This window comes from Aeromonas sp. S15(2024) (genome assembly GCF_041402265.1).
Lineage (GTDB): Bacteria > Pseudomonadota > Gammaproteobacteria > Enterobacterales > Aeromonadaceae > Aeromonas > Aeromonas dhakensis.
Genome location: NZ_JBGLQY010000005.1, coordinates 203,529 through 217,454, shown reverse-complemented (window position 1 = coordinate 217,454; position 13,926 = coordinate 203,529). Strand labels below are relative to the sequence as shown.

The following is a 13,926-nucleotide window of genomic DNA, read 5'->3' as shown; positions in this document are numbered from 1 at the left end:
GAATGACAAATAAAGGGAAGGGCTGGCGTCTGGCCACCGTGGCCGCGGCGTTGATGATGGCAGGCTCAGCCTGGGCCACCGAATACTCCGCCAGCTTCAAGAATGCCGACATCGAAGAGTTCATCAACACGGTCGGCAAGAACCTGAACAAGACCATCATCATAGAGCCGTCGGTACGGGGCAAGATCAACGTCCGCAGCTATGACCTGCTCAACGAAGACCAGTACTACCAGTTCTTCCTGAGCGTGCTCGACGTCTATGGCTTCGCCGTGGTCCCGATGGACAACGGCGTGCTCAAGGTGGTGCGCTCCAAGGATGCCAAAACCTCCGCCATCCCGGTAGTGGACGAGAGCAACCCTGGCAGCGGTGACGAGATGGTGACCCGGGTCGTGCCGGTGCGCAACGTCTCGGTGCGCGAGCTGGCGCCGCTGCTGCGCCAGCTCAACGACAACGCCGGCGGCGGCAACGTGGTCCACTACGATCCCTCCAACGTGCTGCTGATTACCGGCCGCGCCGCCGTGGTCAACCGGCTGGTGGAAGTGGTGCGCCGGGTCGATAAGGCGGGCGACCAGGAAGTGGACATCGTCAAGCTGAAGTACGCCTCCGCCGGTGAAATGGTGCGGCTGGTGACCAACCTCAACAAGGACGGCAACAACCAGGGGGCCAACACCTCCTTGCTGCTGGCCCCCAAGGTGGTGGCCGACGAGCGCACCAACTCCGTGGTGGTGAGCGGCGAGCCCAAGGCGCGCGCCCGCATCATCCAGATGGTGCACCAGCTCGACCGTGACCTGCAGAGCCAAGGCAACACCCGGGTCTTCTATCTGAAATACGGCAAGGCCAAGGATCTGGTGGAGGTGCTTAAGGGCGTCAGCTCCAGCATCGAAGCGGACAAGAAGGGCGGCGCGGCTACTACCACAGGCGGTGGCGGTGCCAGCATCGGCGGTGGCAAGCTGGCCATCTCCGCCGACGAGACCACCAATGCGCTGGTGATCACCGCCCAGCCGGACGTGATGTCCGAGCTGGAGCAGGTGGTGGCCAAGCTCGACATCCGCCGTGCCCAGGTGCTGGTGGAGGCGATCATCGTCGAGATCGCCGATGGCGACGGTCTCAACCTCGGGGTGCAGTGGGCCAACACCAATGGCGGCGGCACCCAGTTCACCGACACCAACCTGCCCATCGGCTCGGTGGCCATCGCGGCCAAGGATTACAAGGACAACGGCAACACGGATGCGCTGTCCAAACTGGCCGGTGGCTTCGACGGCATGGCGGCCGGCTTCTACAAAGGCAACTGGGCCGCGCTGGTGACGGCCCTGTCGACCAATACCAAGAACGATATTCTCTCCACCCCGAGTATCGTCACCATGGACAACAAGGAAGCCTCCTTCAACGTCGGCCAGGAAGTGCCGGTGCAGAGCGGCTCCCAGAGCTCCACCACCAGCGACCAGGTGTTCAACACCATAGAGCGCAAGACGGTGGGGACCAAGCTGGTGGTGACGCCGCAGATCAACGAAGGGGACTCCGTGCTGCTCAACATCGAGCAGGAGGTCTCCAGCGTGGCGCAGACCCAGGCGACCGGGACCGCCACTCTGGGCCCGACCTTCGATACCCGCACCATCAAGAACGCCGTGCTGGTGAAGAGTGGCGAGACAGTGGTGCTGGGCGGCTTGATGGACGAGAAGACCCAGGAGAAGGTCTCCAAGGTGCCGCTGCTGGGCGACATCCCGGTGCTGGGCTACCTGTTCCGCTCCACTACCAATACCACCTCCAAACGCAACCTGATGGTGTTTATCCGGCCCACCATCTTGCGTGACTCCGACGTTTACAGCGGTATCTCCGGCAACAAGTATTCCCAGTTCCGCTCCGAACAACTGGATGCGGCGGCGCAGGAGGGGTATCTCACCTCGCCCAAGCGCCAGGTGCTGCCCCAGTACGGCCAGGACGTGACCGTCTCGCCCGAGGTGCAGAAACAGCTCCAGCGGACACAGTCGGCCCCGCAGACGAACGGCGGATCCCAGCCATTCGTGGGTAACAAGTAATGGCGGCATACCAGCTGGATGGCGTCGACATGCCGGCAGCCCTACCCGAGCTGCCGTTTGCCTTCGCCCGCAACTTCGGGGTGATCCTGACCGAGCGGCAGGGGGCCCCGGTGCTGCTTTGCCGCCAGGGCGTGACGCCGCAAACCCTGCTGGAAGTGCGGCGGGTGGCGGGTTGTGCCTTCACGGTGGAGCAGATGGATGGCGAGGCCTTCGAAGAGCTGCTGATGGCCCACTACCAGCGTGACTCCTCCGAGGCGCGCCAGCTGATGGAGGATCTTGGCAACGAGATGGACTTCTTCGCGCTGGCCGAAGAGCTGCCCCAGAGCGAAGACCTGCTGGACGCCGACGACGACGCCCCCATCATCCGCCTCATCAACGCCATGTTGAGCGAGGCGATCAAGGAAGAGGCGTCCGACATCCACATCGAGACCTTCGAGCGGGCCCTGGTGATCCGGTTTCGCATCGATGGGGTGCTGCGGGAGATCCTGCGCCCCCATCGCAAGCTCGCCTCCCTGCTGGTGTCGCGCATCAAGGTGATGTCGCGCATGGACATCGCCGAGAAGCGGGTGCCGCAGGATGGTCGCATCTCGTTGCGCATCGGCGGCCGGGCGGTGGACGTGCGGGTCTCCACCATGCCGTCCAGCTATGGCGAGCGGGTGGTATTGCGACTGCTCGACAAGAACAACGTGCGCCTGGAACTCAAGCAGCTTGGCATGACGCTGGCCAACCGCAACATCATCAGCGAACTCATTCGCAAGCCTCACGGCATCATTCTGGTGACGGGCCCGACCGGTTCGGGCAAGTCGACCACCCTCTACGCGGCCCTCTCCGAGATCAACTCGCGGGATCGCAACATCCTGACCGTCGAAGACCCCATCGAATATGACCTCGAAGGGGTGGGCCAGACCCAGGTCAACAGCAAGGTGGACATGACCTTCGCCCGCGGCCTGCGCGCCATCCTGCGTCAGGATCCGGACGTGGTGATGGTGGGGGAAATCCGTGACCTCGAGACCGCCCAGATCGCGGTGCAGGCGTCGCTGACCGGTCACCTGGTGATGTCGACCCTGCACACCAACACCGCCATCGGCGCCATCACCCGGATGCGGGACATGGGCATCGAGCCCTTCCTGCTCTCCTCCTCACTGCTGGCGGTACTGGCCCAGCGGCTGGTGCGCACCCTCTGCCCCGATTGCCGCGCCCCGCGCCCCATTACCGAGCAGGAGCGCCTCGCCATGGGCATCGAGCTGGCGCCTGATCAGCAGGTGTGGCGGCCGGTGGGCTGCGAGCAGTGCAACCACACCGGCTATCGCGGCCGGACCGGCATCCACGAGCTGGTGGTGGTGGACGAGGCGGTACGCGAGGCGATCCACAGCGCCAGCGGCGAGCTGGCCATCGAGCGGTTGATCCGGGGCCATACCCCCAGCATCCGCCGCGACGGCATCGACAAGGTGCTCAAGGGGCAGACCAGCCTCGAAGAGGTGCTGCGCGTGACCCGGGAAGACTGAGATGGCGGCATTTGAATACAAGGCCCTCGATGGCAAGGGTCGCAACAAGAGCGGCGTACTGGAGGGGGATTCCGCCCGTCAGGTACGCCAGCTGTTGCGCGAGCAGGGGCTGACCCCGCTCGAGGTGAATGAGACCACCGAGAAGGCCAAGCGCGAGGCGAACCGCTTCGTGTTGTTCCGCCGTGGTGCCAGCACCGCTGAGCTGGCGATGATCACCCGCCAGCTGGCGACCCTGGTGGGGGCCGGCCTCACCATCGAAGAGGCGCTCAAGGCCGTCGCCGAGCAGTGCGAGAAGGCCCACCTGCGCAGCATGGTGGCCACGGTGCGCAGCAAGGTGGTGGAGGGCTATTCGCTGGCCGATTCGCTGGGGGCCTTCCCCCATGTGTTCGATCAGCTGTTCCGCTCCATGGTGGCGGCCGGCGAGAAGTCCGGTCACCTGGAGAAGGTGCTCAACCGCCTCGCCGACTACACAGAGCAGCGTCAGCACATGCGCACCAAGCTGCTGCAGGCGATGATCTACCCCATCGTCCTCACCTGCGTCGCCATTGGCGTCATCTCCATCCTGCTCACCGCCGTGGTGCCCAAGGTGGTGGCCCAGTTCGAACACATGGGCCAGCAACTGCCGGCCACCACCCGCTTCCTCATCGGTACCAGCGAGCTGATGCAGCACTACGGCCTCTGGTTCCTGTTGCTGCTGCTGGTGGGCGGCTTTGTCTGGCGCTGGTGGCTGACCGACGACAAGCGTCGCCGTCACTGGCACCAGGTGATCTTGCGCCTGCCGGTGATCGGTCGGGTCAGCCGTGGTCTCAACACCGCCCGCTTCGCCCGCACCCTGAGCATCCTCAACGCCAGCGCCGTGCCGCTGCTGGAGGGGATGAAGATCTCCGGCGAAGTGCTCTCCAACGACTTTGCCCGCATGCGCATCGGTGAGGCCACCGAGCGGGTGCGGGAGGGGACCAGCCTGCGCAAGTCGCTGGATGAAACCAAAATTTTTCCGCCCATGATGCTGCACATGATCGCCTCCGGCGAGCAGAGCGGCGAGCTCGACAACATGTTGGAGCGGGCGGCAGACAACCAGGACCGGGAGTTCGAAACCCAGGTGAACATCGCCCTCGGGGTGTTCGAACCCATGCTGGTGGTCTCCATGGCCGGTGTGGTGCTGTTTATCGTGATGTCGATCCTGCAGCCGATCCTCGAGCTCAACAATATGGTGAATTTGTAAGGTTCGGACGTTCGAATACGCTTCGCTATTCGAACCTACCAATCCAATCAACTCCGTAGGTTCGATTAGCCGACAGGCGTCATCGAACGATCGTGGTTTAACAGTTAATCGTTGATGGTTCATGCCATCTCATTTCGTGAGGGAGTAAGTCATGCAAAAGCGTCGTCAATCGGGTTTTACCCTGCTGGAAGTGATGGTGGTCATCGTGATCCTCGGGATCCTGGCCAGCCTGGTGGTGCCCAACCTGATGGGCAACAAGGAGAAGGCCGACCAGCAGAAAGCGGTCTCCGACATAGTGGCGCTGGAAAACGCCCTCGACATGTACAAGCTGGACAACAACCGCTACCCGACCACCGAGCAGGGGCTGGACGCACTGGTCAACAAGCCGACCGCCGCACCTGAGCCGCGCAGCTACCGGGAAGGGGGCTACATCAAGCGCCTGCCGCAGGATCCCTGGGGCAACCCGTACCAGATGCTGAGCCCGGGTCAGTTCGGCAAGATCGACATCTTCTCCATGGGGCTGGATGGCGAAGCCGGTACCGATGACGACATCGGTAACTGGAACCTGAAGGATTTCCAATAAGTGATCTCGCCGCGTCGCGCTCACCGAGTCATCCCGGGGCTGACTGAATGAAGGTGGCCTCTTCTGCCCGTCGCCAGGCCGGTTTTACCCTGCTGGAAGTGTTGCTGGTGGCTATGTTGATGGGTCTGGTTGCCACTGCCGTCACCCTTAGCATGGGTGGCGCCAGGGGGGATCGGGAGCTCGACAAGCAGGCGCGCCGCTTCATGGCCGTGCTGCAGCAGGCGCAGGAGTACTCGGTGATGGATGGCCGGCTGGTGGGCCTGCGGGTGGAGGACAACGGCTGGCAGTTCATGCAGCGCGCGGCCAAGGATCGCAAGTGGCAGGTGATGAGCGGCGACAAGCTGCTGGATCGGGTCGAGCTGCCCGACAACATGCAGCTGGCCATCGAGCTCGAGGGCTTCAGCTGGCGGACCGACTCCGACGAGAAGTACGAGAAGGGGCGCGACGAGAAGGAGCGCACGCCTCAGGTGTTCATCTTTCCCGGTGGCGAGCTGACCCCCTTCGTGCTGACCCTGACCCAGCAGGACGACGATCAGCGCTATGTGCGCACGGTCAAGGCGGACGAGTTCGGCCGCCTGCGCCTGCTGCAGGACGAGGAGGAAGAGGAATGAACGCCCGCGGCATGACCCTGCTGGAAGTCATGGTGGCGCTGGCGGTGTTCGCCATCGCCGGGTTGGCGGTGATGAAGACCGCCAGCGAGCACCTCTCCGGCCTCAACTATCTGGAACAGAAGACCCTGGCGACCTGGGTGGTGGAGAACCAGCTGGTGCAGCAGAAGCTCGAAGCCAAGTGGCCAGGTGACAGCTGGGTGGAGGGGGACGAGCAGATGGCGGGCCAGACCTGGTACTGGCGCTATCGCGGCGTCGCCACCGCCGACAGCAACTTCAAGGCGCTGGACATGGAAGTGCGCACTGCGCCCAAGGCCGACAGCCCGGTGGCCATGATCCGGACCTATATCAGCCGATGAACCTGCATCAAGGTGTCTCCATAAGCCGGAGCCGGCATCAGCCGATGAACATTCACCAACGTCTCTCCATTAGCCGGCGTCAGGCGGGGTTTACCCTGCTGGAGATGCTGGTGGCCATCGCCATCTTCGCTGGCCTGAGCCTGGGCGCCTATCAGGTGCTGCAAGGAGTGCTCACCAGCGACGAGGTGGCCAAGCGCAAGGAGGCACGTCTCTCCGAACTGCAGCTGGCCTTCTCCGTGCTGGAGCGGGACGTCACCCAGATGGTGCCGCGCAGCGGCCGCATCGACGGCGAGAGCAACAAGGTGCTGCTGGCGGCCTCCCGCTTCGGCCAGCAGAGCGACGACTGGGGCATGGCCTTCATGCGCGGCGGCTGGCTCAACCCCGATGGCATGCTGCCGCGCTCCGGCCTGCAGCGGGTCGGCTGGCGGCTCAAGGATCACAAGCTGGAGCGGCTGAGCTACCTCTACCCGGATCCGGTGATAGGCACCGAGCCGCGCATTCAGCCGATGCTGGATCGGGTGACGGCGCTGCGACTCTACTTCTACGACAAGGGCAGCTGGAAAGAGGAGTGGACCCAGCGCAACGTGCTGCCCTACGGGTTGGCGGTAGAGCTGGATCTTGAAGACTATGGCACCATTCGCCGCCAGTTCCTGGTCGGCGCAGGCGGCCAGCGAGCGGACAATGGCAATTAAGCGCGGCCGGGACCGATCCCGCACCACTCCGGGCCGCCAGGGGGGCATGGCCCTGCTGGTGGTGCTGCTCATCCTGTCGGTGATGGTGATCATCGCCAGCAACATGAGCGGCCGGTTGCAGCTGGAGCTGCGCCGCACCGCCAACCTCACCGCCGGCAAGCAGGCCTGGTGGTATGCCATGTCGGCGGAGGCGCTGGTGAGCAAGGTGCTGGCCCAGGATTTCAAGGATGACCCCAACGTGGTCAGCCTGGGGCAGAACTGGGCGCGCCAGGATGCGGTCTTCCCGGTGGATGACGGCAAGCTCACCGGCAGGGTGCGAGACCTGCAATCCTGCTTCAACCTCAACAGCCTGAGCGTGCCGTTGAAGGACGGGATCAGCGGCGACGATCTGGAGAAGCAGCCCTATCCGGTCAAGGTGTTCAAGGCGCTGCTCAAGCAGCTCGAGGTGGAAGATTACGAGGCGGTGCAGCTGACCGATGCCATCCGCGACTGGACCGACAAGGATACCGTGCTGGTGTCGAGCTACGGCGCCGAGGATGCCTATTACGAAGGGCTTACCCCCCCTTATCTGACCGCCAACCAGTGGATGCTCGGCACCGACGAGCTGCGGGCGGTGCGCGGGGTGAGCGCCAAACTTTATGCCCGGCTGGCGCCCTATGTGTGCGCCCTGCCCAACGACAAGCTGGTGGTGAACGTCAACACCATCCGGCCGGAGCAGTCGGCCCTGCTGGTGGCGCTCTATCTGGACAAGGTGGGGCTGGACGATGCCAAGCGGGTGCTGACCAGCCGTCCCCAGAAGGGGTGGAAGAACAAGAAGGAGATGACGGACCAGATGCCGGTGCAGGTGGGCAACATCCAGGGTCTGGATGCGGCGCTGGACGTCAAGAGCAGCTATTTCGAGGCCAGGCTGCTTGCCGAGGTGGGTGACACCCGGGCCAGGCTGGAGAGCGTCTTCGTGCGCGGCAAGGACAACAAGCTGGTGATGCTGCGCCGTCTGAACGGCGGCGCCGAATAACAAGGGAGGCGGGTGACGGTCGTTGGCCGGCCCGCGCCATCCCCCGATTGGACTGCAGCCCATGGCTGCGCGCCCGCCCATCCCGAGGGGTGCGAGCGAGCATGGCAGGAGAGACATTAGTGAGCGAGAGTCTGGTCATCCGTCTGGGGACCAATGCGCAGCAGCCGGTCGAGTGGCTGGTGTGGTCGGGCGGGGAAGAGGAGGTGATCGCCTCCGGTACCCTGGCCTCGGCCCATGCCCTTGGCGAGCTGCAGGAGCGGGCCGGTGGCCGCCCGGCGGTGGTGCTGGTGCCCGGCAGCGATCTTATCTTCCGGCGGGTGAGCCTGCCGGGCAAATACAGCCGCCAGAGTGCGGCCGCGCTTCCCTATCTGCTGGAGGAGCAAATCGCCTCCGACGTGGATGAGCTGCACCTGGTGGTGCTGGGTCATCAGGGTCACGAGGTGGACCTGATGGCGGTCGACAAGGAGAAGATGCAGACCTGGCTCGGCTGGCTGGAGCAGGCCGGTCTCAAGAGCCGGCAACTGCTGCCGGACGTGCTGGCGCTGCCGCAGGCGAGCGAGGGCTGGTCGGCGCTGCAACTGGGCAAAGAGTGGCTGCTGCGCCAGGGCCCCTGTCAGGGCATAGTCGCCGACGAGCCGCTGCTGGCCGTGCTGCTGGCGGCGGAGCCGGCACCGGTGACCATTCACTGCCATACCCCGCCGCCGGCCATTGCGGCGGCCAGCTGGCAGGCGGCCGATCCCGAGCTGCCCATGCTGCTGCTGGCCCGGGGCGCGCTTGCCAGTCAGGCCAACCTGTTGCAGGGGCCCTACCGGCCGCAGACCGAATACTCCCGCTACTGGCAGCAGTGGCGCAAGGTGGCGGTGGTGGCCGGAGCGCTGCTGGTGGTGGCGTTTGCCCAGCGCGGCGTGCAGCTCTACCAGCTGGCGGAGCAGGACAAGGCGCTCAAGGCGGAGATCCGGCAGGTCTACACCCGGATCTTCCCGGGGGAGAGCCGCATCGTCAACGTGCGCAGCCAGATGACCCAGCACCTCCAGCAGCTGGGGCAGACGCCCCAGGACGGGGTGTTGATGGTACTGACCGAGCTGGCGCCCACCTTTGCCGAAGTGCCTGGCCTCAAGCCCGAGGTACTGCGTTTCGACGCGGCTCGCGGCGAGCTCAGGCTGCAGGTGACGGCCCCCGGTTTTGCCGAGATCGAGCGTTTTCGCGAGCTGGCCGGCAAGCGCTTCGAGGTGCAGCAGGGAGAGGTGCGCAGCACCGAAGGCAAGGTCGAAGGGGCACTGGTGCTGAAGGGTAAATCATCATGATGGACAAACTACAAGGCTGGTGGCGCGGCATCAGCGCCCGCGAGCAGCGGCTGGTGGCGGTGGGCGGCAGCGTACTGTTGATAGGCTTCTGCTACTGGGTCATCTGGCAGCCCATCGGCAATCGCATCGACGAGCGCGAGCGGCAGGTATTGAGCCAGCAGCAGACCCTTGCCTGGCTGAAAGAGAAGGGTGAAGAGGTGCTGGCGCTGCAGGGTGGCCAGGGCCGCCAGCTCGATACCAGTGGCACCTTGGAAGGGGTGGTCAACCGCACCGCCTTCAACCAGAAGATCAAGATTGCCCGGCTGCAGCCCCAGGGCCAGGAGCTGCAGGTATGGATCGACACGGTGGCGTTCGATGATCTGCTGATCTGGCTGGCGACCCTGGCGGATCGCCATGGCGTGCAGGTACAGGTGATCGAGCTGGCCAGCGAGAATCTGGCGCCCGGTCTGGTCAAGGTTCGCCGCTTGCAGCTGAGCCGTCCCCAATGAAACCACGCGTCCCGAGCAGGGCCTCGCGCCTGATCGGGCGTTTGCAGTCGAGTCGTTTTCTATGAAGCAAAGAGTGCTGATTGCCGTGCTGTTTCTGGCGGCCTATCTGGTTTTCCTGCTGGCCAAGCTGCCGGCCTCTCTGGTGGTACGCCATCTGCCGCTGCCGCCCCTGGTGCAGCTGGAAGGGGTGAGCGGTACCCTCTGGAACGGCCAGGTTGCCCGCCTGCAATACGCCAGCGAGTCGCTGACCCAGCTGCGCTGGGAGCTCAATGGCTGGTCGCTGCTGCGTTTTGCCCCTGAGGTCTCCCTGCGCTTTGGCGAGCGCAGTGGCCTCAACGGGCAGGGGGTGGTCGGCTGGAGCGGCGCCGCCTTCGGCCGCGACATCACCCTCAACGTGCCGGCCCCCTGGCTGCTGGCGCGGGTGCCGATGCAGTTGCCCGTGCCGGTGACGGTGGCTGGCCAGCTGCAGCTCAAGCTCGATCAGTTTGCCCAGGGCAACCCCTGGTGCGACAACCTCTACGGCAACCTCTACTGGTACGGGGCCGATGCCGATACCCCGGCCGGCAAGCTGGTGCTGGGGGATCCCGAGATCAAGCTGACCTGCATCGACTCCCGGCTGGTGGCCGAGCTCAAGCAGGGCTCGGAGGCGGTACAGGTGCAGGGCAAGCTGGAGCTGCAGGCCAATCGCCAGTACCTGTTCCAGGGCACCCTCAAACCCGGGCCTGAGCTGCCGGAGCAGATGAAGCAGGGGCTGCCCTTCCTCGGCCAGCCCGATGGGCAGGGGCGCTTCCCGCTGCGCTACCAGGGCCGCATCTGACGGCTTGCTGTCTGATCTGGCATGCATCAACACCACCCCGCCCCGGCGGGGTGGTGTCGTTATGGGGCCGCGGCGGCTGGCGCCGTGATGAGGTGATTGAGGAAGAAGCGGAACAGCTCGGCCCGCGAACGCAGGCGCAGCTTGGCGTAGAGGTGCTTGCGATGATTTTTCACCGTGCCGCTGCCGATGCCGAGCACACCGGCAATGGCCTCGGTATCCAACCCCTGCAACAACAATCCCGCCACCTGACGCTCGCGGCGGGTGAGGCTTGCGCCCCCCACGCTGGCGATGGCCTGCTCCACGGTCGCCTTGAGATCGGCGCCACCCGGTAGCATCGGACTCTGGGCCAGCAGGGCGGCTCCCTCCCGCCAGTGCTGGCGGCACAGCGAATGCACCAGTGGAAAGAGCGCTTCCAACCGGGCCAGCTCGTCACGGCTGAGGGAGCTGCGCTTGTCGAGTCGCCCGAGAAACAGCATCAGGGTGAGGCCGCCACGCACCGGCAGGATCAGCCCCACCTCCTCCTGCCAGCCGGTGGCCTGATAGAAGTGGTGGCGATACTCGGGGTCGAGCCGCCCGCGCGACACCTGCGCCAGGGTCCAGACCCCGGCCCCCAGCCCCCGTTCCAGCGCCTGCATAAAGGGATCCTGGCTGAAGTGGCGGGTGAGGTAGCGATCGAACAGCAGGGCCCGCTGGTGGTGCAGGTTGTCGTAGAGGTAGACGGGGCGCTGCCCCACCCCGAGCAGCAGGGCGCAGTCGAACGCCACCTGCTGCTGGATAAGGCGCACCAGGGCTGCCGGGAAGCCGCTGCCATGCAGGGCATCGACCACCTCGGTCATGCTGCGGGTCAGGGCTTCTGTGGCGAGTGGCTGGATCATGGGCGCTGGGTCATGGCGATAAGTTCCGGGTGGCGGGCTTCCCGCGATGGTTGTGCGATGGTCACACGATGGCCGGATGCTAGCACGAGAGTGGCAAAACTGTCCCCTAGGGGACATATTCGGCGCGGGCCGGAGCGGCGAGGATGTGGGCTTTTCCCCTGCTGTTGGAGCACCCATGATCAACCCTCACCTGCTCGATGAGCTGACCCGACGCGGCCTGGTGGCCCAGAATTCCGACCCGGCGGCGCTGAGCGATCACCTAGCCACCCCGCGCACCGTCTACTGCGGCTTCGATCCCACCGCCGGCAGCCTGCACATCGGCCATCTGGTGCCGCTGTTGATGCTGCGCCGCTTCCAGCTGGCGGGCCACACCCCGGTGGCCCTGGTGGGCGGGGCCACCGGTCTTATCGGCGATCCCAGCTTCAAGGCAAGCGAACGCAGCCTCAACAGCGCCGAGACGGTGCAGGGCTGGGTAGCCAGCCTGTCGGCCCAGATAAGCGCGCTGCTGCCGGCGAGCGACGGGCTGGCGGCGCCGCTGTTGGTCAACAACGCCGACTGGATGGGGCAGATGTCCGCCCTCGATTTTCTGCGGGACATCGGCAAGCACTTCTCGGTCAACGCCATGCTGGCCCGTGAGTCGGTGCGCCAGCGGCTGGCCCGCCCGGATCAGGGCATCTCCTTCACCGAGTTCTCCTACGCCCTGCTGCAATCCCAGGACTTCGCGGTGCTCAACCAGCGCCTCGGCTGCACCCTGCAGATCGGTGGCAACGACCAGTGGGGCAACATCACCAGCGGCATGGATCTCACCCGCCGCCTCCATCAGGCCCAGGTGTATGGCATGACGCTGCCACTCATCACCAAGGCCGACGGCACCAAGTTCGGCAAGACCGAGGGGGGCGCAATCTGGCTCGACCCGGCGCTCACCTCGCCCTACGCCTTCTACCAGTTCTGGCTAGGCACTGCGGACGAGGATGTCTACCGCTTCCTGCGCTACTACAGCTTTATGGCGCTGGCCGAGATTGAGGTGCTGGAGGCGGAGGATGCCAAGCGGAAGGGGCGCAAGCTGGCCCAGCAGGTGCTGGCGGACGAGCTGACCGAGCTGGTGCACGGCAAGGGGGCGCTGGCGGCGGCGCGGCGCATCAGCGAGCTCTTGTTCAGCGGTGACGTGGCCCGCCTCGGCGAGAGCGATCTGGCCCAGCTGGCCCAGGATGGCCTGCCGAGCAGCTGTATCGAGGGGAAAACGGATCTCGTGACCCTGCTGGTGGAGTGTGGCCTGGCGAACTCCAGGCGCATCGCTCGCGAGCTGCTGGCGGCGGGGGCAATCAGCCTCAACGGCGTTATCCGCCAGGATGGGCCAGTGACCGACGGCGACTGGCTGTTCGGCCGCTACCTGCTGCTGCGCCGGGGCAAGAAGCAGTACCACCTGGTGATCCGCTCATGAGGGGGTGAGCGCCTCGATGACGTAGTCGAGGAAGTGGCCGACCAGGGCCGACTCGGCCCGGCGCTGAGTGTAGAGGGCGTAGAAGTTGGCCCCCTTGGGACGGTAGTCGGGCAGCACCTCGCGCACCACTCCCTCGGCCAGCTCGGCCGCCACCAGGTAGCGCGGCAGGCGGGCGATCCCCAGCCCCTGGCGCATCGCCTGGTGGATCGCCTTCTTGCTGCTGAAGGCCAGCTCGCCCGCCACCTCGAGGGGGATCTCGCGTCCCTGGGCAAGCAGGGTCCAGCGCTCGTGGCGGCTGTACTCCTGACAGCGGGTGATGAGGGGGTGCTGCTGCAGATCCTGCGGCCCGCTCAAGGGCGGGTGGCGGTTCAGGTAGTCGGCGCTGGCGCAGAGCACCAGATCGTCCACCGCGATGGGGCGCGCCAGGTAAGGCTGGGTGCCGAGCTCGGTGCTGCGAAACGCCACGTGCAGGTTGTCGCGCAGCAGGTCGGCCGGGGTATTGCTGAAGTCGGCGATGATCCGCACCTCGGGGTGGTCGGCGCGAAAGCGCAGCAGCACAGGGGTCAGCACCACCTCGCCCCACAGATCCGGCGCCGTGATGCGCAGCTCCCCGCACAGTGCCGAGCGGCGGCGCTGCAGGCCGTCCAGCAGCTGCTCGTGCAGGGCGATCATCTGGTCAGCCTGGCGGTAGGCGAGCTCCCCCGCGTCGGTCAGCTGCACCCGGCGGGTGGTGCGGCTCAGGAGCGTGTTGCCGAGGCTCTGCTCCAGGTGGCGCAGATCCTTGGACGCCTTGCTCGGGGTGATGCCGAGGTGGGCCGCCGCCGCGGCAAAGGATCCGCAGCGGACGATGGCGACCAGCAGGCGCATCAGGTAGAGGGTGTCGAGCTTGTGGTGACTCATGTGTGGCGGCCTATTGTGTCTTGCTGGGAATGAATGCCTTGCTTGTGCACCTGATTATATCCTGAATGCCCGGGATTATAG

At 65.5% G+C, this 13,926-nt stretch carries 14 protein-coding genes; 12 read left to right on the top strand and 2 right to left on the bottom strand.

Going from position 1 to position 13,926, the window contains the following annotated elements:
• The first annotated feature begins 2 nt into the window (after positions 1-2).
• The 11 genes from exeD (at position 3) to exeN (ending at position 10,629) form a co-directional block, all read left to right on the top strand.
• Positions 3-2,036 carry a GspD family T2SS secretin variant ExeD gene (exeD, locus tag ACB033_RS13300; RefSeq protein WP_005308476.1) on the top strand — a complete coding sequence of 678 codons (2,034 nt, stop codon included), beginning with the start codon at positions 3-5 and terminating at the stop codon, positions 2,034-2,036.
• Positions 2,036-3,541: a GspE family T2SS ATPase variant ExeE gene (gene exeE / locus ACB033_RS13295; protein ID WP_005308478.1), complete on the top strand. Its 1,506-nt coding sequence runs from the start codon at positions 2,036-2,038 to the stop codon at positions 3,539-3,541. The genes exeD and exeE overlap by 1 nt, the downstream gene beginning before the upstream one ends.
• A 1-nt stretch (position 3,542) precedes the next feature.
• Positions 3,543-4,763 carry a GspF family T2SS innner membrane protein variant ExeF gene (gene exeF, locus ACB033_RS13290; protein ID WP_005308480.1) on the top strand — a complete coding sequence of 407 codons (1,221 nt, stop codon included), beginning with the start codon at positions 3,543-3,545 and terminating at the stop codon, positions 4,761-4,763.
• A gap of 151 nt (positions 4,764-4,914) precedes the next feature.
• Complete coding sequence (exeG, locus tag ACB033_RS13285) at positions 4,915-5,346, top strand: GspG family T2SS major pseudopilin variant ExeG (RefSeq protein ID WP_005308483.1); 432 nt, start codon at positions 4,915-4,917, stop codon at positions 5,344-5,346.
• Between the two features lie 47 nt (positions 5,347-5,393).
• Positions 5,394-5,957 (top strand): GspH family T2SS minor pseudopilin variant ExeH, encoded by a 564-nt coding sequence (gene exeH, locus ACB033_RS13280; protein ID WP_017765227.1) that lies wholly within the window; start codon positions 5,394-5,396, stop codon positions 5,955-5,957.
• On the top strand, positions 5,954-6,313 hold the full coding sequence (exeI, locus tag ACB033_RS13275) for a GspI family T2SS minor pseudopilin variant ExeI (protein WP_005308487.1): 360 nt from the start codon (positions 5,954-5,956) through the stop codon (positions 6,311-6,313). Before exeH ends, exeI begins: the two co-directional genes overlap by 4 nt.
• Before the next feature lie 44 nt (positions 6,314-6,357).
• Entirely contained in the window at positions 6,358-7,005 is a 648-nt protein-coding gene (exeJ, locus tag ACB033_RS13270) for a GspJ family T2SS minor pseudopilin variant ExeJ (RefSeq protein WP_139725804.1), read from the top strand.
• Positions 6,995-8,020 (top strand): GspK family T2SS minor pseudopilin variant ExeK, encoded by a 1,026-nt coding sequence (gene exeK / locus ACB033_RS13265; RefSeq protein WP_017765229.1) that lies wholly within the window; start codon positions 6,995-6,997, stop codon positions 8,018-8,020. The genes exeJ and exeK overlap by 11 nt, the downstream gene beginning before the upstream one ends.
• 119 nt (positions 8,021-8,139) lie before the next feature.
• Positions 8,140-9,324 (top strand): GspL family type II secretion system protein ExeL, encoded by a 1,185-nt coding sequence (gene exeL / locus ACB033_RS13260; RefSeq protein ID WP_139725803.1) that lies wholly within the window; start codon positions 8,140-8,142, stop codon positions 9,322-9,324.
• A complete protein-coding gene (gene exeM, locus ACB033_RS13255; protein ID WP_118881974.1) occupies positions 9,321-9,812 on the top strand; it encodes a GspM family type II secretion system protein ExeM in 492 nt (163 codons plus the stop codon). The genes exeL and exeM overlap by 4 nt, the downstream gene beginning before the upstream one ends.
• A 61-nt stretch (positions 9,813-9,873) precedes the next feature.
• Positions 9,874-10,629, top strand: a complete 756-nt coding sequence (gene exeN, locus ACB033_RS13250; RefSeq protein WP_024942326.1) for a GspN family type II secretion system protein ExeN — start codon at positions 9,874-9,876, stop codon at positions 10,627-10,629.
• A gap of 59 nt (positions 10,630-10,688) precedes the next feature.
• On the opposite strand, the gene ACB033_RS13245 is transcribed toward exeN, so the two are convergent.
• Entirely contained in the window at positions 10,689-11,504 is an 816-nt protein-coding gene (locus ACB033_RS13245) for a helix-turn-helix transcriptional regulator (RefSeq protein WP_162519914.1), read from the bottom strand.
• A 175-nt stretch (positions 11,505-11,679) separates the two neighbouring features.
• Here ACB033_RS13245 and tyrS point away from each other — a divergent pair, with 175 nt between their 5' ends.
• Entirely contained in the window at positions 11,680-12,945 is a 1,266-nt protein-coding gene (gene tyrS, locus ACB033_RS13240; protein ID WP_139725801.1) for a tyrosine--tRNA ligase, read from the top strand.
• On the opposite strand, the gene ACB033_RS13235 is transcribed toward tyrS, so the two are convergent.
• Positions 12,940-13,845 carry a LysR family transcriptional regulator gene (locus ACB033_RS13235; protein ID WP_139725800.1) on the bottom strand — a complete coding sequence of 302 codons (906 nt, stop codon included), beginning with the start codon at positions 13,843-13,845 and terminating at the stop codon, positions 12,940-12,942. The genes tyrS and ACB033_RS13235 overlap by 6 nt on opposite strands.
• Positions 13,846-13,926 lie beyond the last annotated feature (81 nt).

Excerpts from the sequence above, each read along its gene's own strand:
- tyrS (WP_139725801.1), top strand. The coding sequence starts at position 11,680 with ATGATCAACCCTCACCTGCTCGATGAGCTGACCCGACGCGGCCTGGTG.
- exeI (WP_005308487.1), top strand. The coding sequence starts at position 5,954 with ATGAACGCCCGCGGCATGACCCTGCTGGAAGTCATGGTGGCGCTGGCG.
- exeK (WP_017765229.1), top strand. The coding sequence starts at position 6,995 with ATGGCAATTAAGCGCGGCCGGGACCGATCCCGCACCACTCCGGGCCGC.
- ACB033_RS13245 (WP_162519914.1), bottom strand. The coding sequence starts at position 11,504 with ATGATCCAGCCACTCGCCACAGAAGCCCTGACCCGCAGCATGACCGAG.
- exeG (WP_005308483.1), top strand. The coding sequence starts at position 4,915 with ATGCAAAAGCGTCGTCAATCGGGTTTTACCCTGCTGGAAGTGATGGTG.
- exeF (WP_005308480.1), top strand. The coding sequence starts at position 3,543 with ATGGCGGCATTTGAATACAAGGCCCTCGATGGCAAGGGTCGCAACAAG.
- exeE (WP_005308478.1), top strand. The coding sequence starts at position 2,036 with ATGGCGGCATACCAGCTGGATGGCGTCGACATGCCGGCAGCCCTACCC.
- ACB033_RS13235 (WP_139725800.1), bottom strand. The coding sequence starts at position 13,845 with ATGAGTCACCACAAGCTCGACACCCTCTACCTGATGCGCCTGCTGGTC.
- exeJ (WP_139725804.1), top strand. The coding sequence starts at position 6,358 with ATGAACATTCACCAACGTCTCTCCATTAGCCGGCGTCAGGCGGGGTTT.
- exeM (WP_118881974.1), top strand. The coding sequence starts at position 9,321 with ATGATGGACAAACTACAAGGCTGGTGGCGCGGCATCAGCGCCCGCGAG.
- exeD (WP_005308476.1), top strand. The coding sequence starts at position 3 with ATGACAAATAAAGGGAAGGGCTGGCGTCTGGCCACCGTGGCCGCGGCG.
- exeN (WP_024942326.1), top strand. The coding sequence starts at position 9,874 with ATGAAGCAAAGAGTGCTGATTGCCGTGCTGTTTCTGGCGGCCTATCTG.
- exeH (WP_017765227.1), top strand. The coding sequence starts at position 5,394 with ATGAAGGTGGCCTCTTCTGCCCGTCGCCAGGCCGGTTTTACCCTGCTG.